Source organism: Pseudomonas sp. SK3(2021) (assembly GCF_016772375.1).
Lineage (GTDB): Bacteria > Pseudomonadota > Gammaproteobacteria > Pseudomonadales > Pseudomonadaceae > Aquipseudomonas > Aquipseudomonas chlororaphis_I.
On sequence record NZ_CP061943.1, the window covers coordinates 3,118,891 to 3,143,729 of the forward strand.

25 protein-coding genes are annotated in these 24,839 nt (G+C 64.1%); 21 read left to right on the forward strand and 4 right to left on the reverse strand.

What is annotated here, in order from left to right:
• Positions 1-141: 141 nt before the first annotated feature.
• The gene (locus IF690_RS14045) at positions 142-405 is read right to left on the reverse strand and encodes a short-chain dehydrogenase (protein WP_202701047.1); all 264 of its coding nucleotides are present in this window, start codon (positions 403-405) and stop codon (positions 142-144) included.
• A 421-nt stretch (positions 406-826) separates the two neighbouring features.
• On the opposite strand from IF690_RS14045, the gene IF690_RS14050 reads away from it, so the two are divergent.
• From IF690_RS14050 to IF690_RS14115, 14 genes are all read left to right on the forward strand, one after another.
• Positions 827-2,296 carry a PAAR domain-containing protein gene (locus tag IF690_RS14050; protein ID WP_202701049.1) on the forward strand — a complete coding sequence of 490 codons (1,470 nt, stop codon included), beginning with the start codon at positions 827-829 and terminating at the stop codon, positions 2,294-2,296.
• The gene (locus IF690_RS14055) at positions 2,293-2,694 is read left to right on the forward strand and encodes a hypothetical protein (RefSeq protein WP_202701054.1); all 402 of its coding nucleotides are present in this window, start codon (positions 2,293-2,295) and stop codon (positions 2,692-2,694) included. Before IF690_RS14050 ends, IF690_RS14055 begins: the two co-directional genes overlap by 4 nt.
• Positions 2,695-2,804: 110 nt before the next feature.
• Positions 2,805-3,407 carry a GNAT family N-acetyltransferase gene (locus tag IF690_RS14060; RefSeq protein WP_202701055.1) on the forward strand — a complete coding sequence of 201 codons (603 nt, stop codon included), beginning with the start codon at positions 2,805-2,807 and terminating at the stop codon, positions 3,405-3,407.
• 400 nt (positions 3,408-3,807) lie between these two features.
• Complete coding sequence (locus IF690_RS14065; RefSeq protein WP_202701057.1) at positions 3,808-4,419, forward strand: transposase; 612 nt, start codon at positions 3,808-3,810, stop codon at positions 4,417-4,419.
• Positions 4,420-4,493: 74 nt separating this feature from the next.
• Positions 4,494-6,155: a ShlB/FhaC/HecB family hemolysin secretion/activation protein gene (locus IF690_RS14070; RefSeq protein ID WP_252189562.1), complete on the forward strand. Its 1,662-nt coding sequence runs from the start codon at positions 4,494-4,496 to the stop codon at positions 6,153-6,155.
• Positions 6,156-6,175: 20 nt separating this feature from the next.
• The gene (locus IF690_RS14075; protein ID WP_202701061.1) at positions 6,176-7,993 is read left to right on the forward strand and encodes a DUF2341 domain-containing protein; all 1,818 of its coding nucleotides are present in this window, start codon (positions 6,176-6,178) and stop codon (positions 7,991-7,993) included.
• Between the two features lie 11 nt (positions 7,994-8,004).
• Positions 8,005-8,430 (forward strand): ExbD/TolR family protein, encoded by a 426-nt coding sequence (locus IF690_RS14080; RefSeq protein WP_009048781.1) that lies wholly within the window; start codon positions 8,005-8,007, stop codon positions 8,428-8,430.
• 3 nt (positions 8,431-8,433) lie between these two features.
• Positions 8,434-9,156 carry a TonB C-terminal domain-containing protein gene (locus tag IF690_RS14085; RefSeq protein ID WP_202701063.1) on the forward strand — a complete coding sequence of 241 codons (723 nt, stop codon included), beginning with the start codon at positions 8,434-8,436 and terminating at the stop codon, positions 9,154-9,156.
• A gap of 43 nt (positions 9,157-9,199) precedes the next feature.
• Positions 9,200-10,894, forward strand: a complete 1,695-nt coding sequence (locus IF690_RS14090; protein WP_202701065.1) for a putative porin — start codon at positions 9,200-9,202, stop codon at positions 10,892-10,894.
• A gap of 48 nt (positions 10,895-10,942) precedes the next feature.
• Positions 10,943-11,587: a DNA repair protein gene (locus tag IF690_RS14095; RefSeq protein ID WP_202701440.1), complete on the forward strand. Its 645-nt coding sequence runs from the start codon at positions 10,943-10,945 to the stop codon at positions 11,585-11,587.
• A gap of 20 nt (positions 11,588-11,607) precedes the next feature.
• Positions 11,608-12,114: a YbjN domain-containing protein gene (locus IF690_RS14100; RefSeq protein ID WP_202701066.1), complete on the forward strand. Its 507-nt coding sequence runs from the start codon at positions 11,608-11,610 to the stop codon at positions 12,112-12,114.
• The gene (locus tag IF690_RS14105) at positions 12,111-13,064 is read left to right on the forward strand and encodes a peptidylprolyl isomerase (RefSeq protein ID WP_202701067.1); all 954 of its coding nucleotides are present in this window, start codon (positions 12,111-12,113) and stop codon (positions 13,062-13,064) included. The genes IF690_RS14100 and IF690_RS14105 overlap by 4 nt, the downstream gene beginning before the upstream one ends.
• Before the next feature lie 177 nt (positions 13,065-13,241).
• Positions 13,242-14,222: a LysR substrate-binding domain-containing protein gene (locus IF690_RS14110; protein ID WP_202701070.1), complete on the forward strand. Its 981-nt coding sequence runs from the start codon at positions 13,242-13,244 to the stop codon at positions 14,220-14,222.
• A gap of 125 nt (positions 14,223-14,347) precedes the next feature.
• Positions 14,348-14,866: a GNAT family N-acetyltransferase gene (locus IF690_RS14115; RefSeq protein ID WP_202701072.1), complete on the forward strand. Its 519-nt coding sequence runs from the start codon at positions 14,348-14,350 to the stop codon at positions 14,864-14,866.
• 170 nt (positions 14,867-15,036) lie between these two features.
• Here IF690_RS14115 and IF690_RS14120 read toward each other — a convergent pair whose 3' ends face one another.
• Entirely contained in the window at positions 15,037-15,738 is a 702-nt protein-coding gene (locus tag IF690_RS14120) for an aspartate/glutamate racemase family protein (RefSeq protein ID WP_202701073.1), read from the reverse strand.
• Positions 15,739-15,841: 103 nt separating this feature from the next.
• Between IF690_RS14120 and IF690_RS14125 the strand changes: the two genes are divergently transcribed.
• Complete coding sequence (locus tag IF690_RS14125) at positions 15,842-16,609, forward strand: helix-turn-helix domain-containing protein (protein ID WP_502710172.1); 768 nt, start codon at positions 15,842-15,844, stop codon at positions 16,607-16,609.
• 200 nt (positions 16,610-16,809) lie between these two features.
• On the opposite strand, the gene IF690_RS14130 is transcribed toward IF690_RS14125, so the two are convergent.
• On the reverse strand, positions 16,810-17,037 hold the full coding sequence (locus IF690_RS14130) for a cbb3-type cytochrome c oxidase subunit 3 (protein WP_202701095.1): 228 nt from the start codon (positions 17,035-17,037) through the stop codon (positions 16,810-16,812).
• Positions 17,038-17,110: 73 nt separating this feature from the next.
• A complete protein-coding gene (gene ccoN / locus IF690_RS14135; protein ID WP_202701097.1) occupies positions 17,111-18,538 on the reverse strand; it encodes a cytochrome-c oxidase, cbb3-type subunit I in 1,428 nt (475 codons plus the stop codon).
• 497 nt (positions 18,539-19,035) lie between these two features.
• Here ccoN and nirA point away from each other — a divergent pair, with 497 nt between their 5' ends.
• The 6 genes from nirA (at position 19,036) to tpx (ending at position 24,796) form a co-directional block, all read left to right on the forward strand.
• The gene (gene nirA, locus IF690_RS14140; protein ID WP_202701099.1) at positions 19,036-20,709 is read left to right on the forward strand and encodes a nitrite reductase NirA; all 1,674 of its coding nucleotides are present in this window, start codon (positions 19,036-19,038) and stop codon (positions 20,707-20,709) included.
• 75 nt (positions 20,710-20,784) lie between these two features.
• The gene (locus tag IF690_RS14145) at positions 20,785-21,279 is read left to right on the forward strand and encodes a DUF934 domain-containing protein (RefSeq protein WP_202701101.1); all 495 of its coding nucleotides are present in this window, start codon (positions 20,785-20,787) and stop codon (positions 21,277-21,279) included.
• A gap of 220 nt (positions 21,280-21,499) precedes the next feature.
• A complete protein-coding gene (locus tag IF690_RS14150) occupies positions 21,500-22,465 on the forward strand; it encodes a hypothetical protein (RefSeq protein WP_202701103.1) in 966 nt (321 codons plus the stop codon).
• A 171-nt stretch (positions 22,466-22,636) separates the two neighbouring features.
• Complete coding sequence (locus tag IF690_RS14155; protein WP_202701105.1) at positions 22,637-23,308, forward strand: DUF3313 domain-containing protein; 672 nt, start codon at positions 22,637-22,639, stop codon at positions 23,306-23,308.
• Between the two features lie 382 nt (positions 23,309-23,690).
• Positions 23,691-24,134, forward strand: a complete 444-nt coding sequence (locus IF690_RS14160) for an SRPBCC family protein (protein WP_202701107.1) — start codon at positions 23,691-23,693, stop codon at positions 24,132-24,134.
• A 161-nt stretch (positions 24,135-24,295) separates the two neighbouring features.
• Positions 24,296-24,796, forward strand: coding sequence for a thiol peroxidase (gene tpx / locus IF690_RS14165; protein WP_202701109.1), 501 nt, complete (start codon positions 24,296-24,298; stop codon positions 24,794-24,796).
• Positions 24,797-24,839 lie beyond the last annotated feature (43 nt).

The window sequence follows — 24,839 nt, forward strand, 5'->3', positions numbered from 1 at the left end:
TGGACGACGCCTCTCCTGTAGCCGCTGCCGAAGGCTGCGATAAGGCCGAAGGCCTTCGGCGATCTCAAAATCCTGCGCCCCCTTCGGGGTCGATCGCAGCCTGCGGCAGCGGCTACAGGTGCCTGTGGTTTCAATGATGCATCAAGCCTGCAGGCGCCAGCCCATGACGTCGAGCAGGTCGCAGCTGTCGCGCAACAGGATGGCGCCGGCGTTGGCCAGGTGTTGCAGGTCGGTGCCGTCGGCGTCTTTCAGGTCGAGGCGGGCGAGGCTTTCCAGCACTTGGGTGACGGCCAGCAGGCGGGCCGTGCTGTTGGCGTGGAGGACGTCGAGTGGGGTGTTCTTGTCGACCAGCAGGCAGGGGATGAGGCTGTCGATGCCCGTGAGGGGGATGTATTGCTTGTTCATGGGGTACTCCTTCGCGGATGAGAGGAGCTGCCGTCGTCGCCAAACGAAAGGGTGGCAGCTGCACGCAGGTTGGCGAACCGATCATCCACAAATCGGCAGATCCGAAGATCTCCCGCGCGCAGCCGCCATAAAAGATCGCCGCGAACATAAAGGCTCGACGGCAAAGATTGCAAGCGTGACTGCTTGTAGATGAATGGCCAGGTCGCCAAACCCGGTCGCCTGATGGGCGAGCAAGGACTATAGGGCGTGGTTTCCGCAGCAAACAAGTCAGCACTTTCTGCAAGTTGTGTAGGGCCAATCGCTGACCGTCGCCTCTTGTTTTGCGCGGGTTTCAGAGGGGCAAGCATTTCAGGATCGCCTGATTCAGCCGCCTGATATTGGTCGTTACGTTCGAGGCATATTCCTCATGGAGAACGTAGCCATGGCCTTTGTCATCAGGGAAGGCGACCCCACCACCACCGGCGGCAAGGTCATTGCCGGATCGGCCACCACCTTTGTCGTGGATCGACGGGTCGCCCGCATTGCCGACCCTGTGTGGTGCCCGGTGTGCCAGACGGTGGGCTATATCGCCGAAGGCCATCACACCTGGGCGGATAACCACCAAGCCACGGCGGTGGAGGGTGGCCTTGTGCAATGTGGCTGTCCGACCGGGGCCAACCGCCTGATCGCTACTCAGCGGACGGTCTGCTCCGGGAATCAACCGACTATCCCGCTCGACAGCGATTACATCGGGCCCGCGGTGATCAATACCCAGCGCTGGGCCGACGCCATTCATAAGGGCTACCCGCAAAACGAATTTGCCGATGCGGTGCCGCGGGATCGGGTACGCGGCCTGAGCGTTGCTCACGGCGATATTGTTTCCCCGCCGCTGTCCGTGCAGGACACGCAACACCTCGTAGAACCGGGTTTTCATATTGTGCAAACACCGATGACCCGCGCCGCGCTGGAGACGGTGCTGTTCAGCCAGGCCGACGAGGCTGTGCTGGAGAAATTCCGCCGGCTCAATCCCCAGCTATCGAGCCCTGCCAAACCTGGTCAGCTTGTTGTGCTCAGTCATCCCGACAACTATCAATGCACCCGTGAAGAAGCCTTGCTGATGGACGCGGCGGAGAAGGTCAGTGCGGCCTTGGTGTCCATGAGCGATGAGGAAGCGGCCTTTATGCTCAAGCACCGGGCACAGGTTGAATCGATACTGTCCGATGGTTCGACTGTTTTAGGTGTCAGCACGGCGGCCGTGGGCAACCATATGGACAGCTTGAAAAGAACCTTGCTGGATATCGAAGAACTCCATCAGAAGTTCTTTCTGCGGGATGGGCATTTGCGCAGCGTTGAGTTCTTCAGTGAAAGGAGAAAGCTGTTTGCACAACTGGATACCAAGCTGACGTCCATCACGAAAATGAGCATTGCCTTCCCCGACCATCCCAGCCTTAAAAGCGCCTTGGGGATTTCCAGCCAACGCTTGGTGCATCGCTGGACCCAAGCGGGCGCAGTGGGGCAAATACCGGGGTACGCTACACATATTGAGGGTGTCTCCAGAGCATCCAAGGTGCTTCAGTGGGGCGGTTGGATTGGGGTTGCTTTAGGCGGTGGGGCCTCTTATGTGAAGGTGCAGGATGTTTGTTTGGCGGGAAGCAAGAAGGCGTGTGAGAAGGTGAAGTTTACGGAGGCGGGGAGCTTTTTAGGCGGGGTCGTCGGTGGGGGAACGGCATCGATAGCAATTTCTGTAGGGGCGGTTGGGCCTGTTTGTGTTGCCATCGGCGTCCCTACGGGTGGTGTGGGCTCAGTGGTATGTGGTTTGGTGGTGGCTGGTGGGGGATCTTATTACGCCGGAGAGGTGGGAGAGTTTATTGGGGAGTTTATTGGAAAGGTTATCTACGAGGTGGGGCAATGAGCAACGTTAGCACCGCAGATATCGTGCTTGCCTCTCTAGGAGGAGTAACTTTTTTCGGCATGATTATTGTTATGGGATACTACATTTATTTAGCGTATACCCGCATGGATCGCATTTTGGATGCGGTTAAGAACTGCTCACTCATCAATAGGTATCGGTTTTATTTGCTTATGGGGCCTTGGGGGAAAATGGTAATGGTAGGGGGCGTGGCAAGCTGCTTGCTGTTCTCGAGGTATCTCATTAAACATGGAGAGTTGAATGGAGATGATATCGATAATTTTCCAGAGCCTCTTAAAAGTAGACTGTTAATGTCCCAATATATTTCGTGGGCTTTGTTGGTGAGTCTCTTTATGGAAGCTATTGCAGTAAAAGTTCTTAGATGGCAAGTGCAACTGTAAGGAAAGAGACCACTGGAGAGGCGCTATTCGTATTCACTGATCAACTTCAGTAAACCACCATGCAAGAATATCGCTCTATCCACCAGGTCATTTCAGACAAGGACAAACCCATGACAGACCTCAAGCCCTCGCGACCGGGGGCTGTCGACGCTATTGCCTACAACCGGGCTTCTTCGGCCTTGCAGCGAGCCTTTGCCTTGTTGCAGCAGCGGGTCTATCCCGAGCCGGACGCGCCTGAAGAAGCGCAGGTCGCAGCGCTGCACGATCCTGTGTTCGACGCATTCTCGTTTTATATCTGCGCGCCTGACAGGGTGGTCAGCTATGCCGCTGTCGCCATGAAGACCATCGAGCATGGCGGCGATACCTTCGAGCTTGGCGGGCTCAGCTGTGTCATGACCGATCCCGACTATCAGGGGCAAGGCCTGGGGCTGAGGACAGTCGCCGCGGCCACCCGCTGCATGGAGCACAGCCATCTGGATATTGGCGTCTTTACCTGCGATCCGCCGCTGGTTGCTTTTTATGCCCGGGCCGGCGGTTGGACGATTGCGCCGGATGTGGTCCTGATCGGCAACCGGCGCGACGGGGCGTTGCGCAGCGACACGCTGGGTAAAGTCGTGCTGTTGCGGCTGTTTTCCGCGAAAGCCAGGGCGGCGGCGTCGAGCTTGGCCAGTGGGGTCATCGATCTCGGCCTGCCAGACGGGCAGTTTTTATAGCGGCGATGGCGGTGGGCTGGGCGTCTTGTGTACTCCATCCAGCGTATCAGCGACAGTGCCGACGCCATCGCGGGCAATCGAGCGTCGACCGGCCGCTCCTACAGGTTCTCTGAGCCCCGATGAACGCGAGGCTCCAGCTTTTTTCGGCTCGTCTGCTGGCGGGTCGGTGCTATCTGGGCCGGTCTCACGGGGCCCCCTTCTTTCTTGGATATCCCCTATCCGATTCGAGTACCTGGTGCTCTCAGCGTTGTCGTGCGAACAACCCCCATCCTCGAGTGAATGAAGCTTTTGTGACAAAAGTTCGGTAGCACTTCGCCAGTCCCGTCATGGATATGTGACGCGCTTGAGGGGGCCTTCTGGCCACTGTTCTGAGCCGAGGCGGGACGCCGGGAGTGAGGTGATGGGGACTATGGAACGCTACGCGAAAGTGGGCATGCAGGAGCTGGACCAGCGGCTGTCGAAGATCGTCGAAGCCGCGCGCAAGAAGCCGGTATCGGTCTATCGCTACGGTGCGCCGTGGGTCTGGATCGTTTCCCAGGATGACTGGCAGGGCGCCTTGAAAGAGGTGTCGAGCTACATCCCACCGGGCCATTCGCTGGTGTTGCTGCGTCCACAGATCGACGCCTTGCTCGACCAGCACCGCGACATTCTCCAGGGCCTGGACAGTGAGCCCGGCATGCTCATCGCCCCGCGCACGGTGATGCACATCCTGCTGTTGCAACTGCTGTATTCGGTGCCCGGCGAGCAGCAGTTGTACGAGCAGCTCAATTACAACCTGCTGTTTCGCTGGTTCGTCGGCCTGGACCTGAACCAGAAGGTCTGGAGCCTCGGCGTGCTGAGCCGCGACATCGCCACGTTGTTGAACGACGCACGGGCGGTGCTGCTGATCCAGAAAATCATCGGTGAAGTGTTCTGTGGCGCCTTGCTGCACATGCCCGAGTTCTCGTTGAACTTCGCGCTGCTGCACAGCTGGCTGGCCAAGCACGCCACGACATCGACCTTGAGCAATTGAACCGGCTAAACGCCGTACAGACGGCGACGGCGGTTTCGACGCGGTTCGACATTCTTGGAAATCTAGGGGGCGGTGTGGAGCATCTGTTCGATAGGGGGCGGCCGGGGCCGACCAGGCGCTGGCTGCGGGTGTGCGGCTGGCTGGCGCTGGTCGCGCTGAGCCAGCCGTTGTTGGCCGAGGAGGGCGGCCCGGTGCAAGGCGAACCGGCGCCAGGCAGCACGGCGCCAGGCGAGGCCGCGCCCGCGCGGCGGGTGGATGTGAATGAGTACTTCGTGCGCGGCAACACCGTGCTCGATGCCCGGGCCATCGAAGAGGCGGTGTATCCCTTCCTCGGCCCGCAGAAAGCCCTGAGCGATATCGAGGGCGCCCGCGACGCCTTGCAGAAGGTCTACCAGGCCCGCGGTTACCAGTCGGTGTTCGTCGAGTTGCCGGAGCAGAAGGTCGAGGACGGCATCGTCTACCTGCAGGTCAGCGAGACCAAGGTCGGGCGGGTACGGGTGGTGGGGGCCAAGCATTATTCGCCGGTGGAAATCCGCGACGAGGTGCCGGCTCTCAAGGAAGGCCAGGTACCGGACTTCGCCAAGGTCCAGGGCCAGTTGGCGAGCCTGAACAAGACTCCCGGGCGCCAGGTCATGCCGCTGGTCCGAGAAGGCCAGCGCCCCGGCACCATGGACGTCGACTTGCAGGTGGAAGACCAGAACCCGTGGCAGGCCAGCATCGGCCTGAACAACGACTACAGCGCCGACACCCAGCACCTGCGGGCGGTCACCAGCCTGGGCTACAACAACCTCTGGCAGTTGGGCCACAGCATTTCCCTGACCTATTTCACCGCGCCCGAGGACCAGGACAACGCCAAGGTCTGGTCCGGTTCCTACACCGCGCCGCTCAACGAGCGCTGGAGCCTGCAGTTCGCCGGCTACCAGTCCGACAGCAACGTCGCCACCATCGGCGGCAGCAACGTGCTGGGCAAGGGCCATTCCTACGGCCTGTCGCTGATCTACAGCCTGCCGGCCAGCGGCGCCTGGGCCAACTCGTTCTCGGTCGGGGTGGATTTCAAGGACTTCGAGGAAGAGCTGAGCCTGGGCGGCGACAGCGACAAGGTGCCGCTCAAGTACGCGCCGTTCACCTTCGCCTACAACGGCTTGCGCTACACCGAGACTTCCCAGCTGGGCCTGGGCCTGAGCCTGGTGGCCGGCACCCGCAGCCTGTTCGGCTATGGCAGCTCGGACGAGGACTTCGACTACAAGCGCTACCGCGCCAACCCCAGCTTCGCCGTGCTCAAGGGCGACCTGAATTACACCTACACCTTCGCCAACGACTGGCAGAGCGCATCCAAGGCCGCATTCCAGTTGGCCTCGGGGCCGCTGGTGTCCAACGAGCAGTTCTCCGCCGGCGGCGCCACCTCGGTGCGCGGTTACCTGGCGGCCGAGCGCACCAGCGACGACGGCTACCTGTTTTCCCAGGAGCTGCGCACGCCGTCCCTGGCCAAGTACCTGGGCGGTTATGTCAACGAATGGCGTTTTTACGCCTTCGCCGAAGGGGCCCGGATGTACCTGCGCGACGAGCTTCCCGACCAGGAGGCCGACTACAGCCTGGCCAGCGTCGGCCTGGGCACCCGCGCCAGCTTGAGCAAATGGCTTTCCGGCAGCCTGGACTGGGGTTACCCGCTGCTTGATGGACCGAACACCCAGAAACAGGACTCGCGCGTGCACTTCAGTGTGCAGGCGACGTTTTGATCTTTCACGGAGTAACTTTCATGCAGCGCTTACTGATTTCCCTGTTGATCTGCCTGGGCTTCGTGCTCCCGGCGACGGCCCAGGCGTGGTGGCAGGACGACTGGCACTACCGCAAGCAGATCGCCATCGACACCACGCCGCAAGGCGCGGCCATCAACCAGGCCCTGGGCCGCACCGCGTTGCTGGTGCGCCTGCACACCGGCAACTTCAGCTTCGACGGGGTCAAGGAAGACGGCTCCGACCTGCGCTTCGTCAGCGCCGATGACAAGACCGTGTTCAACCACCAGATCGAAAGCTTCGACCCGCTGATGGGCATGGCCCTGGTCTGGGTCGATGTGCCGAACGTGGAGGGCGGCCAGCGCCAGGACATCTGGATGTACTACGGCAACCAGAAGGCTCCGGCCAGCGCCAACGGCCAGCTGACCTTCGACCCGAACTACATCGCCCTCTATCACTTCGACGGCGCCAACGGCACCCCGGCCAAGGACACCACGGCCTACGGCAACCACGCGCAGAATGCCACCGGGGCGAGCATCGACGGGGTGATCGGCCGGGCCTTGCAGTTCAACGGCCAGCCGCTGCTGTTGCCGGCCAGCCCGTCGCTGCAACACAGCGCCGAGGGTGCCTTTACCGTCAGCGCCTGGCTGCGCCTGGACCAGGCCAGCGGCGAGCAACTGCTGCTGGCCCGGCGTGAAGGGGCCAGCAGCCTGCTGATCGGGGTCAACCAGGGTGTGCCTTTTGTCGAGGTCGACGGCCAGCGCGCGGTGTCGACCCAGCCGCTCAACCCCGGGCAGTGGCAGCACCTGGCGCTGACCGCCCAGGGCAGCCAGCTGGCGCTGTGGCTCAATGGTCGCGAAAGTGCCCGCCTGGCGGTGGCGCTGCCGGCGTTCAATTCGCCGCTGGCCATCGGTGCCGACCTGCCACCGGTAGCGGGGGCCGAGGCCAGTGCGTTCCTGCCGTTCAACGGCGCCATCGACGAGCTGCGCCTGTCCAAGGTGGCCCGTCCCGCCGGCCTGCTGCTGGCCGATGCCGTGGCCCAGGGCGCCGAGTCGAAGCTGGTGGTGTACGGCGTCGATGAAGAACAGTCGGGCTTCGGTTTCGGCAGCCTGGGTTTCTTGCTCAAGGCGGTGCCGGTGGACGCCTGGGTGATCATCGCGGTGCTGGTGCTGATGATGTTCCAGTCGTGGATCATCATGATCCGCAAGAACCGCATGGTCGGCCGCGTCAGCAGCGCCAACCAGCTGTTCCGCGAGCAGTTCGCCCGGGTTGGCACCCGCCTGGAGATGTTCGCCGACGACCGCGAGCTGGCCCAGCGCCTGGAGCACTCCTCGCTGTGGCGCCTGTACCAGGTGGCGGTCCAGGAGATCCGCACCCGCCGCGAGCAGGGCGCCGACACTTCGTCGGTCTCGGCGGCGACCATCGAGGCCATCCGCTGCTCCATGGACGGCGTGCGCACCCGCGAGAACCAGCAGCTCAGCTCCAAACTCTCGACCCTGTCCAACGCCATCGCCGGTGGGCCCTACATCGGCCTGCTGGGCACGGTGCTGGGGATCATGGTGGTGTTCCTCGGCACGGCCATGGCCGGTGACGTGAACATCAACGCCATCGCCCCGGGCATGGCCGCGGCCCTGCTGGCCACCGCCATGGGCCTGTTCGTCGCGATCCCGGCGCTGTTCGGCTACAACCGGCTGATTACCCGCAACAAGGAAGTCAGCGCCGACATGCGGGTGTTCGTCGACGAGTTCATCACCCGCCTGGCCGAGTTGCATGGCGCCAGCCAGTCCAGTGAAGCCGCGCCTGCGCGCGCTCATAACGCCAACGCCAGCGTGCCGGCCTGAGGAGAAACGCCATGGCTTCTGTGAACGCCTCCCACGACGACGATGACGACGCGGCCGTGGACAGCATCAACATCACGCCCCTGGTGGACGTGCTGATGGTGGTGCTGGTGATGTTCATCCTCACCGCCACCGCCCAGGTCTCCGGGATCCAGATCAACCTGCCCAAGGCCAGCGCCTCGGTGTCGCTGTCCGAGGCCAAGACCAAGGCGATCTCGGTCAACGATGGCGGCCAGGTGTTCCTCGACGCCTACCCGGTGACCTTGCCCGAGCTGGAGGAACGCCTGCGCATGGAAAAGGCCCTGAACCCGGACTTTCCGGTGATCGTGCGCGGCGACGCCACGGTGCAGTACCAGAAGGTCATCGAGGTCCTGGACCTGCTGCGCCGGCTGGAGCTGTCCCAGGTCGGGCTGGTCACCGGCAAACCGAGCCAGGGCTGAGCCATGACCGCGCAACCATCGATCACACCACCACCGATCCACCTGCCGCCCGTGAAGAACCGCACGGCGCCGCGCCTGCTCAAGTGGGGCGTGGGCCTGCTGCTGGGGGCCGGCGCCGCCTGGCTGCTCTGGCAGTGGGCCAACGACATGAGCGGGGTGCGCCGGGAGGCGCCCAAGGTGCCGACCATCATCCCGTTGCCGCCACCACCGCCACCGCCGCCGGAAAAACCCAAGGAGCCGGAGCCGCCGGTCGAGGAGAAGGTGCCCGAACCGGAGCCGACCCCGGAGCCGGAACAGGTCAAGCCCGAGGAAGAGGCGCCGCCGTCGCCGGTGGACGACCTGGCCAACCCGATGCAGATGGATGGCGATGCCCAGGCCGGCAGCGACGCCTTCAACATCGGCGCCGGCAAGGGTGGCGGCATGGCCGGCTCCGGCGGTGGGCGCCTGGGCAACGGCACCTACAGCCAGTTCCTGGCCTTCACCTTCCAGCGCGTGCTGCGGGAAAACCCGGACCTGCGCAACCAGGCCTTTTCGCTGCAAACCGACGTCTGGCTGAGCGCCGTCGGCGAGATCACCCGGGTCGAGCTGGTCAAGTCCAGCGGCAACCCGCAGATCGACACCCTGGTGCTGGCCGCCTTGCGCGGCGCGGCGCATTTGACGGAGCGGCCGCCGGCCTCCCTGACCCTGCCTGTACGCCTGTCCCTGCTGGGGCGGCGTCCGGGTTAACCGAACGACTGATGCAAGTTTTGCCAAAAGGAGCTGTGTGCAAATGATTTCCAACGTGAATCGATTGTCCCTGGCGATCGGCATGGTCATCGCGACCCTGGTGGGACCGGTAGCGGCCGCGCCCGCTGCGCCCTCGGAAAACGCCACGATCAATCTGATCCGTTTGCTGGTGCAGCAGGGCGTGCTGAAACAGGAGCAGGCCGACGGCCTGATCGCCCAGGCCGAGAAAGAAGCCGTGCAGGCGCGCCAGGCCAACACCGCGGTGGCGGCAGGGCCGGCGGCGACCTCGGGGGATGTGCGGGTGCAATACGTGCCGGCCATTGTCCGCGACCAGATCCGCGACCAGGTCAAGGCCGAGGTCATGGCCACTGCCAAGCAGGAAAACTGGGCCCAGCCCAACACCTTCCCGGACTGGGTGTCGCGCATCAGCTTCGATGGCGACATTCGCCTGCGCGACGAGTCGCGCTATTACTCGGGCAGCAACAGCAACGAGATCGTCGACTTCGCCAAGCTCAACGACAAGGGCCCGTACGACGTCAACCCCAACAGCAGCTCCAACCTGCCGCCCTTGCTCAATACCCGCGAGGACCGCGAGAACCTGTTCCGCCTGCGCGCCCGGCTGGGCATGAAGGCGCAGGTCGCCGAGGACTGGACCGCCGGCATCCGCATCGGCACCGGCTCGGACAACAACCCGGTGTCCACCACCCAGACCCTGGGCGGCGGGTTCGGCAAGAAGGACATCTGGCTCGACCAGGGCTACCTGACCTGGAAGGCCACCGACGAGCTGACCCTGACCGGCGGACGGATCGCCAACCCGTTCTTCTCCACCGACCTGCTGTATTCCAACGACCTGAATTTCGACGGCGTGGCGGCGATCTTCAACCACAGGCTCAATCGTGACTGGGGCCTGTTCGGTACGGTCGGCGCGTTCCCGGTGGAGTACACCAACGATACTTCCACCAGCAACGGCTTCGACAAGGAAGAAAGCGACAACAAATGGCTGTACGGCGCGCAGATCGGCGCCAACTGGGCGATCAACAGCAACCACCGGCTCAAGGGCGCATTGGCCTACTACCGCTTCGACGACATCGAAGGCCAGCGCTCCGGTGCCTGCGAACCCTGGGCCGGGGCGCCGGGCTGCGACAGCGACGGCAGCCGCGTGGCCTTCATGCAGAAGGGCAACAGCGTGTTCCTGCTGCGCGACATCACGCCCAATCCGCTCAACCCGGCCGCCACTCCGCAGCCGCAGTTCGTCGGCCTGGCCTCGGAGTTCAACCTGCTGGACCTGAACCTGGTGTGGGACGCCGACCTGCCGGAGAACTTCAAGCTGCGCAGCCAGGCCAACTACGTCCACAACCTGGGCTACGACGAAGGTGAGATGCGCAAGCGCTCCGCCGGCCAGATCGTCAACAACCTGGACAGCAACGGCGAGCTGGAAAGCGGCGCCAACGCCTGGATGGTGCAGTTCACCCTGGGCAACAGCCTGGAGCTGGCCAGGCAGGGCGACTGGAACCTGTTCGCCGGCTACAAGTACATCCAGCCCGATGCGCTGCCTGACGGCTTCAACGATTCCTCGTTCCACCTCGGCGGCACCAACGCCAAGGGGTATTTCCTCGGCGGCAACTACGGCTTGGCCAAGAACGTCTTCGCCACCGGGCGTTGGCTGAGCTCGGAGGCGGTGTACGGCGCGCCGTTCGACATCGATGTCTTGCAGCTTGAAATCAACACGCGCTTCTAGAGCGCAAGGGGCATTGTCATGAGCAGTCTTGCTATGAACAGCACGGCGATGAACACACGAGCCAGGGCAGGGCGCTGCCTGTTGTTGACGCTAGGCGTGCTGCTGGCCAGCGGGGCCAGCGCCGAAGGCATGGAGGAGCGCCTGCGCACCCAGTTGCGCAGCACCACCCAGCAGTTGCAGGCCCTGCAGAGCGAACAGGCCCAGGCCAGCGCCGCCCGTGTCGCCGCCGAGAACCAGGCCAGGCAGGCGCAGGCGCAGATCAAGCAACTGACCGCCGAGCTGGCCAAGGCCCGCGGCGTCGCCGAGCAACTGGCCGGCCAGCAGCAGAACCTGCACAGCCAGGCCCAGGCGCAGATGGCCGCCAGCAGCGAGCAGATCGGCAAGTTCAAGAAGGCCTATGACGAATTGCTGGTCATGGCCCGGGCCAAAGAGGCCGAGCGGGCCAGGCTGCAGGCGCAATTGAGCGAACGTGACACACAAGTGCAGCAATGTTCGGTCAAGAATCAGCAGATGTATGGCGTGGCCAAACAGATCCTCGCGGCCTACGAGAAGATCGATGTGGCCGAAGTGATGAAGATCCGCCAGCCCTTCGCCGGCGGCGCCCGGGTCAAGTTCGAGGAACTGGCCCAGGGCTTTGGCGACGATCTGTACAAAACCCAGTTCGATGCCCCCCAGGCAGCGAGCGCCCACTGAATATCAGGGAAGAATCGAGCATGACCGAACCCACACAACTGATCGCCAGCGTCACCCCGCAGAGCCTCACCGAGCTGCTGCAAGGCGCCGGCTACCGGGTCAACCAGACCGAGCAGAACGGCATCGTGCAACTGCTCAGCGCCAGCCAGGGCATCGGCTACGCCGTGCGCTTCGGCAATGTGGCCGGTGCCGGACAGCGCAGCTATGTGGACTTCACCTTCAGCTGCGCGCTGCGGGTCCAGGGCGAGCTGCCGGCGGGCCTGGCCGAGCTGTGGAACGCTTCGCGACGCTTTGCCCGGCTGTCGGTGCAGGGTGAGTTCCTGGTGATGGAGATGGACGTGGTGGTGGCCGGGGTCGGCCACGATCACCTGCGCAGCCAGCTGGAACTCTGGGATCGGCTGTTGCAGGAGTTCATCGTCTACCTGCGCGACTACAGCCAGCACGCCGCGCGCCTGCAGGCCCAGGCCGATGCACCTGAAGCAACGCCTGAAACAACGCCCGAGGCCGCCGAGGTGCCTGCGCAGTGAAGCAGCCAAGCCTGATGGTCGGTGTCGGAGCCCTGGCCCTGGTGGCGCTGGCGGTGTGGCTGGGCGTGCGCCCGGGCAGCGACCCGGTGGCGGCGCAACAGCCCAGGCCGATGGCCGCCAGCCCGCTCGACGACGGCCCGGCGGTGGCGCGCCTGGGCCACCAGCGGGTGGCGCCGGAGGAGCTCAAGGCACTGTTCGCGGCGTTGCCCGAGCCGTCCCGCGAGCAACTGCGGGGTAATCGCCCGGCCCTGGAAAACTGGATTCGCACCCGCCTGGCGGAAAAGGCCGTGCTCGAACAGGCCGATGCCCAGGGCTGGCGCCAGCGTCCGGACGTGGCCTTGCAGACCCGGGTGGCTACCGAGCAGATCGTCTTTCGCGATTACTTGCGCTCGGTCAGCCAGGTGCCGGCCGGCTACCCCAGCGAGGCCGAGTTGCAGCAGGCCTACGACGCGGGCAAGGCGCAGTGGCAGACCCCGGCCTTGTACCGGGTCAGCCAGATCTTCCTCGCGGTGAGTGACCCGCAAGCGCTGGAAGCAACACGCAAGCAAGCCCAGGAACTGAGCAAGAAGGCCCAGGCCGCCCCTGGCGAATTCGCCGCCCTGGCCAGCCAGTACTCCCAGGACCCCGACAGCGCCCGGCGCGGCGGCGACTCGGGTTTGCAGCCGTTGCAGCAACTGCTGCCCGAGGTCCGCGGCGCGGTGGCGCGCCTGAAGGTCGGCGCGGTGTCGGATGCGCTGCAGAGCGCGGCGGGTTTTCACGTGCTCAAGCTGACCGAGCAGCAACCCGCCCGCAGCGCGACCCTGGACGAGTTGCGCGAGCGCCTGACCCAGGCCCTGCGGGCCCAGCGCCAGGAGCAGATCGCCAAGGCCTACCTGGAAGGCATGCTCGACACCGCGACCCTGAGTATCGACGGCGCGCAGTTGAGCAGGGTGCTGGAAGAGAAGTTTTAGAGGGGCGGTGTGGCGTAGATCGCTATCGCGAGCAATCGAGCGTCGCCCGGCTGCTCCTGCACAGGCAGCACGCTCCTGCGTAGGAGCGAAGCTTGCTCGCGATGGACGGCGTAGCCGTCCGCCCCGCTATGAACAACGTGCAATGGATGCCATCAGCCACACGACAGGGAGTCACCCATGTCCTTTCTGGAACCCGCCCCGATCTCGGGCATCACACCCTACATCGCTCCGGCCGAACCTCGGGAGGCCTGGCTGGCCCTGGCCGCCGGGATCGAGCCGGAGCTGGCCCAGTATTTCCTGGTCACCGCCCGTTGCGGCTGCTTCATGCAGGCGGCGCGCAGCCTGAACATCAAGTCGACGCTGCTGCGCAAACAGCTGGCGCACCTGGAGGAGCAATTGCGCCGGTCCTTGTTCAGCTTCCAGGGCAGCGTCCTGAGCCTCAGCCGCGAGGGCCAGCAACTCAAGGCGCAACTGATCGCCCTGGCCCACGAACGCACGCTGCCGGTGCTCGAACAGCCGCTGCTGCGCCTGGCGGTGGCCGAATCGATCCTGCACGACATCCTCGGCCGCGACCTGATTGCCCTGTTGCGGCGCAACGCCAGCGTGCGCCTGGAGATCATCTCCATCGACAGCGAGCTGTCGCTGCGGGCCCTGAGCGCCGACGTGGTGGTGTGGCTGGGCGGGGTGGATTCGCCGGCACCGGGCCCGAGCTTCATTACCAGCCCGCCGCAGCCGCTGGTGCGCCTGGACTACCTGCCGCATATCGCCAAGCGTTACTCGCGGGTCGCCGCGCGCCCCGACAGCCTCGACGACCTGGCCGACTACATGCTGGTGCAATGGCAGCAGGACCGTCAGGTCGAACCGTTGCGGCCGTGGAACCAGTTGCTGGAGCAGCGCCTGGCGGGGGTGGTGCAGGTGCATTCCTACGCGCTGATGCTGGAGATGATCCGCTGCAGCGCCTGCATCGGCCTGTTGCCCCATTACATGAGCCGCTTCGACCGCGGCCTGATGGCACTGCCCGGCCTGTTCGACGAGGCCATGCCGCGCCAGGTGTGGATGGCGGTGAACGCCGAAGCGGAGCACGACGCCGCGGTGCGGATGCTGGTGGAGCTGATCCTCAACACCTTCGACGAGCGCGGCGAGTGGTTTTTCCAGTAGCTGCCTTTTTTCTGCAGGAGCGAAGCTTGCTCGCGACAGGCCGCAACGCGGCCGCTCTGCCTATCGCCACCGGCATCGCCGGCGATCTACACTCGACGGCCGTATCGCATAACCAAGGAAGACTTATGCCCGCCGCGAACCCAGCCATCGTCATCGAACGTTTCAGCGAAGCCCATGTGCAGGGCATCACCGCGCTGTACAACGACCCTGCGGTCGCCTGTCAGACCCTGCAAATGCCGTTTCAACCTTCGGAGGTCTGGCGCAATCGCCTGGCGCCGAACAACGAACGGCTGGTATCGCTGGTGGCGCTGCACCAGGGCGCGGTGATCGGCAGTTGCAGCATCGAGCAGTACTCGCGCATCCGCCGCGCCCATTGCGGCGGCGTCGGCATGGGCGTGGCGGTGGAATGGCAGGGCCAGGGCGTCGGCAGCCGCTTGTTGGCGGCGGTGCTGGACGTGGCGGACAACTGGATGAACCTGCATCGGGTAGAGCTGAGCGTATTCGCCGACAACGAAGCCGCCCTGGGCCTGTACCGCAAATTCGGCTTCGAGCACGAAGGTCTGCTGCGTGATTACGCCGTGCGCGACGGCCAGTACGTCGACGTCCTGAGCATGGCGCGCCTGCGCCGCACGCCCCAGGCCTGACTCGCCCCTGTAGCCGCTGCCGAGCACCAGCGAGGCTGCGATAGGTCCGAAGGACCTCAATAGGAGATCCGAAGGACCTCAGCGATCTGAAGTACGCCGCGCCCGTTCCGGGCGATCGCAGCCTCGCTGGCGCTCGGCAGCGGCTACAGGTTTTGTGGGGGGCGATGAGGTCAGGCCGTCTCTCTGTCCAGGGCAAACGCCACTGCCGCCCGCGCATGCAACCCGGTGGTGTCCAGCAGCGGCAGGGGGCTGTGTTCCGGTTTGAGCAGCAGGCCGATCTCGGTGCAGCCGAGGATGATGGCCTGGGCGCCGCGCTCCATCAGGGCCTGGATCACCTGCTGGTAGCGCTGGCGCGAGGTCTCGCTGATGACGCCCACGCACAGCTCGTCGTAGATGATCCGGTGCACGGCCTGGCGGTCCACGGCGTCCGGCACCAGCACCTTGAGGCCGCGATCGACCAGGCGCTGCTTGAGAAAATCCTGTTCCATGGTGAAGGCCGTGCCCAGCAGGCCCACGCTGAGGGTGCCAGCCTCGAGGGCGGCTTCGGCGGTCGGGTCGGCGATGTGCAGGAAGGGCACCGACAGCACGGCCCGGATCTGCTCGGCGACCTTGTGCATGGTGTTGGTACAGAGCACCACGCACTCGGCGCCACCGGCTTCCAGGCGGCGCGCCGCATCCACCAGGATCTCTGCCGCGAGGTCCCAGCGCCCGGCGTGCTGGGCCTGTTCGACAGGCCCGAAGTCGACGCTGTACATTAGCAACCGCGCCGAGCGCAGCGGGCCGAGACGGTCCCGTACCTGCTGGTTGATCAGGCGGTAATACTCGGCGCTGGACTCCCAGCTCATGCCGCCGATAAGGCCGATGGTGCGCATACACAGCTCCTGTTGCTGATAAACCTGAGTGTCGAGAGTGTCCCGTGGCACAGCCCCGCGATCTATCAAGAAATTTCATAGGCCCGCCATGCCGAGCCGCAAGATGCTGAACCGCGAGCTGCTGGGCGGCGCGCTCGACCTGCAATTGCTGCCGCGCGCGGCCTACAGTGCGCGCGATCCGCTGCAGTGGCAAAGCCTCGGCGTGAGCCTGGAACGCCAGCGGGGCGTGCATGCCATCGGCAGCGACCGGCGCGAGGATTTCGACAACTGGCCGGGGACCCTGGCCTTGACCCCGGCCGGGGTCGAGGTGTTTTCCGAGTCGCCCCACGGCGGTGAATACCTGCTGCTGCGCTGGCTGGCCGAACCACAGGGGCTGGATATCGCCAGCGGTTCGCGGCGCCTGCAACTGCCAGGACAGGCGAGGGCCCTGGCGCTGGGACGGCAGGCGCGGCGGCTGTTGCTGGAGCCCATCGGCGATCAGTTGGCCCTGGAGCAATGCGCCTTGCAGTTCGCCGGCCTGGCGGCCTTCGACCCACCACCCGCCAAGACCGCCAGGCGCGCCGAGTTCAGCCGGGTGCTGACGCTGATCGACCAGCAGTTCGCCGAGCCCCTGTCGCTCAGTGAACTGGCGGCCTGCACCGGGCGCAACGAACTGCGTTTCCTGCGCGACTTCACCCGCGCCATCGGCCTGACGCCCCATGCCTGGCTGGTCGAAGTGCGGGTCCAGGCGGCGCGGCGGCTGATCGAGCGCAGCGACCTGTCGCTCGCCGCCATCGCCCTGGAAACCGGCTTCGCCCACCAGTCCCATATGGGCAGCGCCTTTCGCAAGATCCTCGGCCTGACCCCCAGCCAGTACCGCGCGCGCCTGTAGCCGCGATCTCAGCGATCTTGAAATCGCTGCGCCCGTTCGGGCGATCGCAGCCTCGCTATCGCTCGGCAGCGGCTACGGGTTTTGCCTCTGCCAACCGATCAAGGCGCGGCTCGGTCCCTGTAGCCGCTGCCGCAGGCTGCGATCGCCCGGAACGGGCGCAGCGTACTTCAGAACACCGCGATACTTCACCACGGCGGGTTTCATACCTCCAGGTTGCCCCAGCCGGGCCTGGCTTCGGTCGGTTCCGGCGCCACGGCGTCGATTTTCTTGCCGGTGGCCCGTTCCACCCGGCGCGCCACGTCCGGGTCGTCGGCGAAGGGGATCAGGCTGGCATCGTCGAGGCTCTTGGCCGATTGCTGGCGCAGGCAGTAGCCGATGCTGAGGTAAAGGAAGGTCACGCCGAGCAGGTCAAGGGCGAATTCGATCATCGGGGGCTCGCTGGGCTGCAGGAGGGAATGAGCGACGCGGGCCGGGTGTGGCCCGCGTCGTGTTCTTGGGCGATCAGGCGATCTGGGCGTCGCCGAGGGCCAGGCGCGGGTCGGCCACGCGCACGGTGCGCCAGGTGTTGTAGGCCATCAGCAGCATGCCGCTGAGGAAGAACACGCCCCCGGCGAAGCGCACGACAAAGCCCGGGTGGCTGGCCTGCAGGGCCTCGACGAAGGAGTAGGTGAGGGTGCCGTCGTCGTTGACCGCGCGCCACATCAGGCCCTGGGTGATGCCGTTGACCCACATCGAGGCGATGTAGAGCACGGTGCCGATGGTCGCCAGCCAGAAGTGCAGGTTGATCAGCGGCACGCTGTGCATCTGCTCACGGCCGAAGACCTTGGGCACCATGTGGTAGATGGCGCCGAAGGTGATCATCGCCACCCAGCCCAGGGCGCCGGCGTGGACGTGGCCGATGGTCCAGTCGGTGTAGTGGGAGAGGGCGTTGACCGTCTTGATCGCCATCATCGGCCCCTCGAAGGTCGACATGCCGTAGAACGCCAGGGACAGCACCAGGAAGCGCAGGATCGGGTCGCTGCGCAACTTATGCCAGGCGCCCGAGAGGGTCATCATGCCGTTGATCATGCCGCCCCAGCTTGGCGCCAGCAGGATGATCGACATGGCCATGCCCAGCGATTGCGCCCAGTCCGGCAGGGCGGTGTAGTGCAGGTGGTGCGGGCCGGCCCAGATGTACAGGGTGATCAGTGCCCAGAAGTGCACGATGGACAGGCGATAGGAATACACCGGGCGCCCGACCTGCTTGGGCACGAAGTAGTACATCATCCCCAGGAAACCGGTGGTCAGGAAGAAGCCCACGGCGTTGTGGCCGTACCACCACTGGACCATGGCGTCGGTGGCGCCGGAGTACACCGGGTAGGACTTGAACCAGTCCACCGGGATCGACAGGTGATTGACCACGTGCAGCATGGCGATCACCAGGATAAAGGCGCCGAAGAACCAGTTGCCGACGTAGATGTGCCTGGTCTTGCGCTGCACCACGGTGGTGAAGAACACAATGCCGTAGACCACCCAGACCACGGCCATCCACACCGCGCCGGAGAATTCGATTTCCGCGTATTCCTTGGTGGTGGTGTAGCCCAGCGGCAGGGTGACCAGCATGATCAGGATCACCGACTGCCAGCCCCAGAAGGTGAAGGCGGCGAGCTTGTCGGAGTACAGCCGCACCTGGCAGGTACGCTGTACCGCGTAGTAACTGGCGGCGAACTGGGCGCTGCCGGCGAAGCCGAAGATCACCAGGCTGGTGTGCAGCGGGCGCAGGCGGCCGAAGCTGGTCCAGGGCAGGTCGAGGTTCATTTGCGGCCAGACCAGCTGGGAGGCGATCCATACCCCCATGGCCATGCCGATCACGCCCCAGGCCACGGTGGCGATGACGAATTGGCGCACCACCTTGTAGTTGTAGGCCGGTTCCATTGTTGCTGTGCTCATGGTCAATGCTTCCACGGTTGCAAAGGCTTGCCAGGCCACCCGGCCTGGCATGCGACGCACTGTAGAAAGCAGCGGCGAAACAAAACAGTCTCAGAAAAAAACCATTAATACGGATCAGATTTGCCCGCCTGCCTGTGCAGGCCGGGTGGCGGCTGATACGGTTTTTTAGTTTTTACCTGAATCTGTAACGTCCTGAGCCGCAAGGGCATAGTCACCGCCACACCAAAACCCCCGGATCCCCCCTGGAATGCCATAACCCCGTGGCCACTGTGGCCCTGTAGCCGCTGCCGAGCGCAGCGAGGCTGCGATCGGCTGCAAAGCAGCCGCAGGACCGGCACATGCGTTCTGTCCGCCAGACCGCATAGCCTGGATTGCGAGCGCTACGCCGGGATGCCGCCCAACTCGATCGCAGCCCCGCGTTGCTCGGCAGCGGCTACAGGATTACAGCGGCTTCAGCGCCAGGGGCGGAAGCGGGTCAGCACTGATGAGGCCGTGACATGTATCACTATGACGAGTACGACCGGGCCCTGGTCTTTGAACGGGTGGCGCAGTTTCGCGATCAGGTCGAACGCTTCATGGCTGGCGAGCTGAGCGAAGAAGAGTTCCTGCCGCTGCGCCTGCAGAACGGCCTGTACATGCAGAAACACGCCTACATGCTGCGGGTGGCCATTCCCTACGGCACCCTCAGTGCGCGGCAGATGCGCACCCTGGCCAGCATCGCCCGCGACTACGATCGCGGCTACGGTCACTTCACCACCCGGCAGAACATGCAGTTCAACTGGATCGAACTGGCCCAGGTGCCGGACATCCTCGAACGCCTGGCCGGCGTCGAGATGCACGCGATCCAGACCTCCGGCAACTGCGTGCGCAACATCACCACCGAAGCCTTCGCCGGGGTGGCCGCCGACGAGCTGATGGACCCGCGGCCCCTGGCGGAGATCCTGCGCCAGTGGTCGACCATCAACCCGGAATTCCTGTTCCTGCCGCGCAAGTTCAAGATCGCCATCTGCTCGGCCCGCGAGGACCGGGCGGCGATCATGATGCATGACATCGGCCTGTACCTGTACCGCGACTGGCGCGGGCAGATGCTGCTGCGGGTGATGGTCGGCGGCGGCCTGGGGCGCACGCCGATCCTCAGCCAGCAGATCCGCGACGGCCTGCCGTGGCAGCACCTGCTGTCCTATGTCGAGGCGGTGCTGCGGGTCTATAACCGCCACGGCCGGCGCGACAACAAGTACAAGGCGCGGATCAAGATCCTGGTCAAGGCCCTGGGCATCGAGGCCTTCGCCAAGGAAGTGGAGGAGGAGTGGCAGCACCTCAAGGACGGCCCGGCGCAGCTGACCGAGGCCGAATACCAGCGGGTCGCCAGTGCCTTTATCCCGCCGCTCTACGAGCACCAGCCAGCCACCGATCTCGATTACGGCAGCCGCCTGGCCGAGGAACCGGCCTTCGAGCGCTGGGTGGCGCACAACGTCCAGCCGCACAAGGTGCCGGGCTACGCCAGCGTGGTGCTGTCGACCAAGCCCGGCAGCGCCTCGCCGCCCGGAGACGTGACGGCGGCGCAGATGGAGGCGGTGGCCGAGTGGTCCGAGGCCTTCGGTTTCGGCGAGATCCGCATCGCCCACGAACAGAACATCGTCCTGCCGGACGTGCCCAAGGCCGCGCTGCATGAGCTGTGGCGGCTGGCGGGCGAACAGGGCCTGGGCAGCGCCAACGTCGGCCTGCTGACCGACATCATCGCCTGTCCCGGCGGCGACTTCTGCGCCCTGGCCAACGCCAAGTCGATCCCCATCGCCCAGGCGATCCAGGCGCGTTTCGATGATCTGGATTACCTGCATGACCTGGGTGACATCAGCCTGAACATCTCCGGCTGCATGAACGCCTGCGGCCATCACCACATCGGCAATATCGGCATCCTCGGCGTCGATAAGAACGGCAGCGAGTGGTACCAGGTCACCCTCGGCGGCGCCCAGGGCAAGCACAGCGCGCTGGGCAAGGTCATAGGCCCGTCGTTCAGCGCCGAGGAAGTGCCCGGGGTGATCGAGCGCATCATCGCCACCTTCGTGCGTTACCGGGAAAGCGAGGAGCCGTTCGTCGATACCGTGCAACGCATCGGCCTGGAGCCGTTCAAGGAGCGGGTCTATCCGAAAGTGCTGGAGGCGCAGCCATGAGCCAGCAATGCGACCGTGCAACAGAAAGCACAGCCGTGAGCGAGAAATTACAGCCGTGAGCGAGAGACTAAAACCATGAACAATCTGTTGCGCTTGCAGGATGGCCAGGCCGGGCGGGTCGAGGACGATCCCTGGAACCTGGTGCGTGAGGTGGACGGCCCGCTGCCCGCGGGGCCGCTGATCTTGCCCCTGGCCCGCTGGCTGATCCGCCGCATCGAGCATGTGCCGGCGCGGGACGGGGTCTGGCTCGGCCCGGACGACGAGGTGGAAGGCCTCAGGCCCTGGCTCAAGCTGATCCCGCTGATCGCCCTGGACTTCCCCAGCTTGCGTGACGGCCGCGCCTACAGCCAGGCCTACCTGCTGCGCACCCGCCTGGGCTGGATGGGCGAACTGCGGGCGGTGGGCGATGTGCTGCGCGACCAGCTCAGCCATATGCGCCAATGCGGTTTCGACAGCTTTGCCATCCGCGAAGACAAATGCGCCGACGACGCCCTCAAGGGGCTGGCGGGCATGAGCGTGCTTTACGGGCGCTCGGCGATCGAGCCACGGCCGCTGTTCCGGAGGCGCTGAAGAGGGGCGCCGGCACAGGTCGGCACGCCGGTCAATGCTCACAGTCGCCCATGAACAGGGCGGGCAACGGCCATTGTCTGGCTGACAGGGGCATTTGTCCTTGGGTCGCTGATGGCACTTTGGTAGAGTCCCAGCCTTTATGAAGGAGCCAGGGATCGGCGTCCGGCGATCAGTCGCAGGCGTGCCTGGCATGGGCCATCCATGGAAGAGAGTCGCGGCTGTGAGCGTTGCTAAAAAGATACTCGGGTTGTTTTCGTTGTTGCTGATCCTGACCCTGTGGGTCGGCTATTTCTATGTGTACCAGGATGCCCGCAGCGGTCGCCTCGGCGACCCCCTCGACAGCTACGGCTGGTGTGGCCCGGCCACGGATGCGCCGCATTCCTTCAAGCGCGACTATCTGCTGCTCAGGGTCAGCAACGGCACCCAGGGCGAGTTCAGGGTCTCGGGGGAGGTCAACGTTTCCGAGCGCACCTACAACCGCTATGAACTGGGCCGCTACCCGCTGAAATTGCGCCTGGAACCCTTGCAGTCCAGCTACAGCCTGCCGCCGTTGTTCTTTGAAGAGGTCAAGGTCAAGCCCTTGAACCGCAATTTCAACTCGCCGTACAAGAATGCCTACGCGGACCTGGAAAGCCGGCCGATCCGGGTCAATGGCGAGTCCAGCCGGTTTCCCTTCGAGGTCTACCGTTACGGCTACAAGCCGGTGCTGTACATCCTCAAGGGCAACGAGCAGGTCGACCTGCCGTTCAAGCGCATCACCACGCAGATGAACCTGTCCAATACCTTCACCCCGACCCGGCTGTACAACCCGGCGGACTACATCGCCGAGCAGAACAGCCTGGTCCAGCCCGGCGACTATCCGGCCTATGGCGCCAGCGAGTGCGCCTTCAGCATCGAGCGCAAAGGCTCGTTCAAGATCATCGTGCTGCTGTTGTCGCTGGTGCTGTGCCTGCCGCTGCTGATGGTGCTGTACCGCGACGAGCCGACCCTCGACTTTCTCGCCACGCTGCTGGGCGTGGCGGCGGTCCGGGTATTCCTGGTCGGGCCGCTGCAGGACTACCAGCTGTACGGCATCGACTTCGTGTTTGGCGCCGTGATCGTCCTGGCCGGGACCTTCTCCCTGCTCAAGGCCATGCGCATCGACGCTCGGCGCGAGGCGGCGGCAAGGCGCGGAACCACCTGGTAAGGGGGTGGGGTGCAGCGTTGACGCTGCGCCCGTATCTGTCCGATTCGCTAAGAAATCTCTGGCCTGCTTTGCCGATTAATCCGCTTTTGTTGTGCTGATTTGCTCGCTATTGGCTATACCTACACTTCCTCAAACCAGTAGCGCTTCCGGATTTCTGACAGGAGTTACCCCATGAAGCTCGCATCGATGATGAGCACGCTGTGCCTGGCCACCCTAGGGTTGGTGGGCTGTTCCAGCAACATCACCCAGCCAGACGAATATTCCGGTTTCCTTGGCGACTACAGCCAGCTCAAGGAGGCCAAGTCGCCATCGGGCGTCGAAGTGATGCGTTGGGTCGATCCCAAGCTGGACCTGAAGCAGTACAGCAGCGTCTATATCGAGCCCACCCAGTTCTATCCCAAGCCGCAACCGACGGTGAAGATCCCGCAGAACACCTTGTACGGCATCAACCGCTATTACGACGAGGCGCTCAAGCGCGAGATCGGCAAGGACTTGCCGCTAGCCACCGCACCGGGGCCGGGCGTGATTGTGGTGCGCGCGGCGATCACCGCCGTGAGCAGCAAGACCGAAGGCCTGAAGCCTTACGAAATCATTCCCATCGCCCTGGTGGCGGCGGCGGTGAGCACGGCCAGCGGGATCCGCGACCAGGAAACCACCCTGGGTACCGAGGCGCAGTTCATCGACGGCGGCAACAACAAGGTGATCGCCCAGGTGGTGCGCAAGGGCAGTGGCAAGCCGCTGCAGAACGAGACCCAGGTCATGCAGCCTGCGGACGTGAAAAACGTCATCGACGGCTGGGCCTCCGACCTGCATCAGTCCTTTAACAAGCTGAAAAAACAGTAACGCCTGGCGCATCTTCCGAGCGTCTTTTTGCCAACTGCGTCGGGGTCAGGACGGGTGCCTGACCCCTTCATCGAGCAGGTCCGGCAGCCAATGAAGAGCACAGGTTTCGCTGGCGAGGCGAGGGAGCAAGGCCCACGGCGGCATCGCCCGGGACAGGATTACAGCGTCCGCACCCTGGCTGCCTGCTCCAGGATCGAGCGGTGGCGGAGCTTCAAGGCCTGCTTTATCCTTCATGTGAATTGTGATTATTTCCATGTTTTTATAGTGGTTAAGTTAATGTGATTTATCAATGTTAATAAATTCAATAAAAACATATAGATACAAAGTATATATGATGTTTTACATTATGTTTTATTGACGAACTCAAGGAGTTTTCCCTGGCATGCCGGTGGTTGAACGCACGACTTTCATTGCCGGTCGCAGCCCGGCCCAGGTGCTGGATTTCTGTCTTGAAGGCGCCAACTTCCCGAAGATCTTTCCCGAGCGCATCACCCCCTTGCAGGGCGTGGATATCCATGACCTGCGGATCAGCGCCGGGCGCCAGTTCAGCTTTCGGCACTGGATGTGGGGTGTCATACCGGCGACATGGACGGTGGTTATACGTGAAGTCGGCGATCGCCATTTCGTCGACGAGATGCTCAAGGGACCGCTGCGCGCCTTCCGTCATGAACACCGGGTCGAGGCCTGCGACGGGGGTACCCTGTATACCGACCGGGTGACTTATCGGGCTCTGGGTGGCGCACTTTTGGAATGGCTGATGGTCAATGCCTACATGGCGCGCATTTTCGAGGCCCGGCATCGCAATATGCTGCGCTTGCTGAACTGATGGTCGTCGTGCGGCCTCGCTCCCTGTATCCAGTCAAGGGCGCAAAAGGGCGACAATTTGTATCCCGGGCATAGGTGGCCCGGGGCGTTTCATGTTTAACTTCCGGCCTCTCGATGTTCTTTACAGCTGTTCAATGACAATCGTTTATAAGGACTCCGTTCATGGCTCAAGTCACCCTTAAAGGCAACCCGGTTCAAGTCAACGGCCAACTGCCACAAACCGGCTCCAAGGCGCCAGCGTTTTCCCTGGTGGGCGCCGGCCTGGCCGACATCACCCTGAGCAGCTTTGCCGGCAAGCGCAAAGTGCTGAACATTTTCCCGAGCGTCGACACCCCGACCTGCGCCACCTCCGTGCGCAAGTTCAACGCCCAGGCCAGCGGCCTGAACAACACCGTAGTGCTGTGCATCTCGGCTGACCTGCCGTTCGCCCAGGCCCGTTTCTGCGGCGCCGAAGGCCTGGATAACGTGCAGAACCTGTCGACCCTGCGTGGCCGCGAGTTCATCGAGAACTACGGCGTGGCCATTGCCGACGGCCCGCTGGCCGGCCTGACCGCCCGTGCAGTGGTGGTGCTGGACGAGAACGACACCGTGCTGCACAGCGAGCTGGTCAAGGAAATCGCTGAAGAACCCAACTACGACGCGGCCTTGGCCGTTCTGAAGTAACAGGTTTTACAATTATTCACGGCCTGGCCCTGTCCAGGCCGTT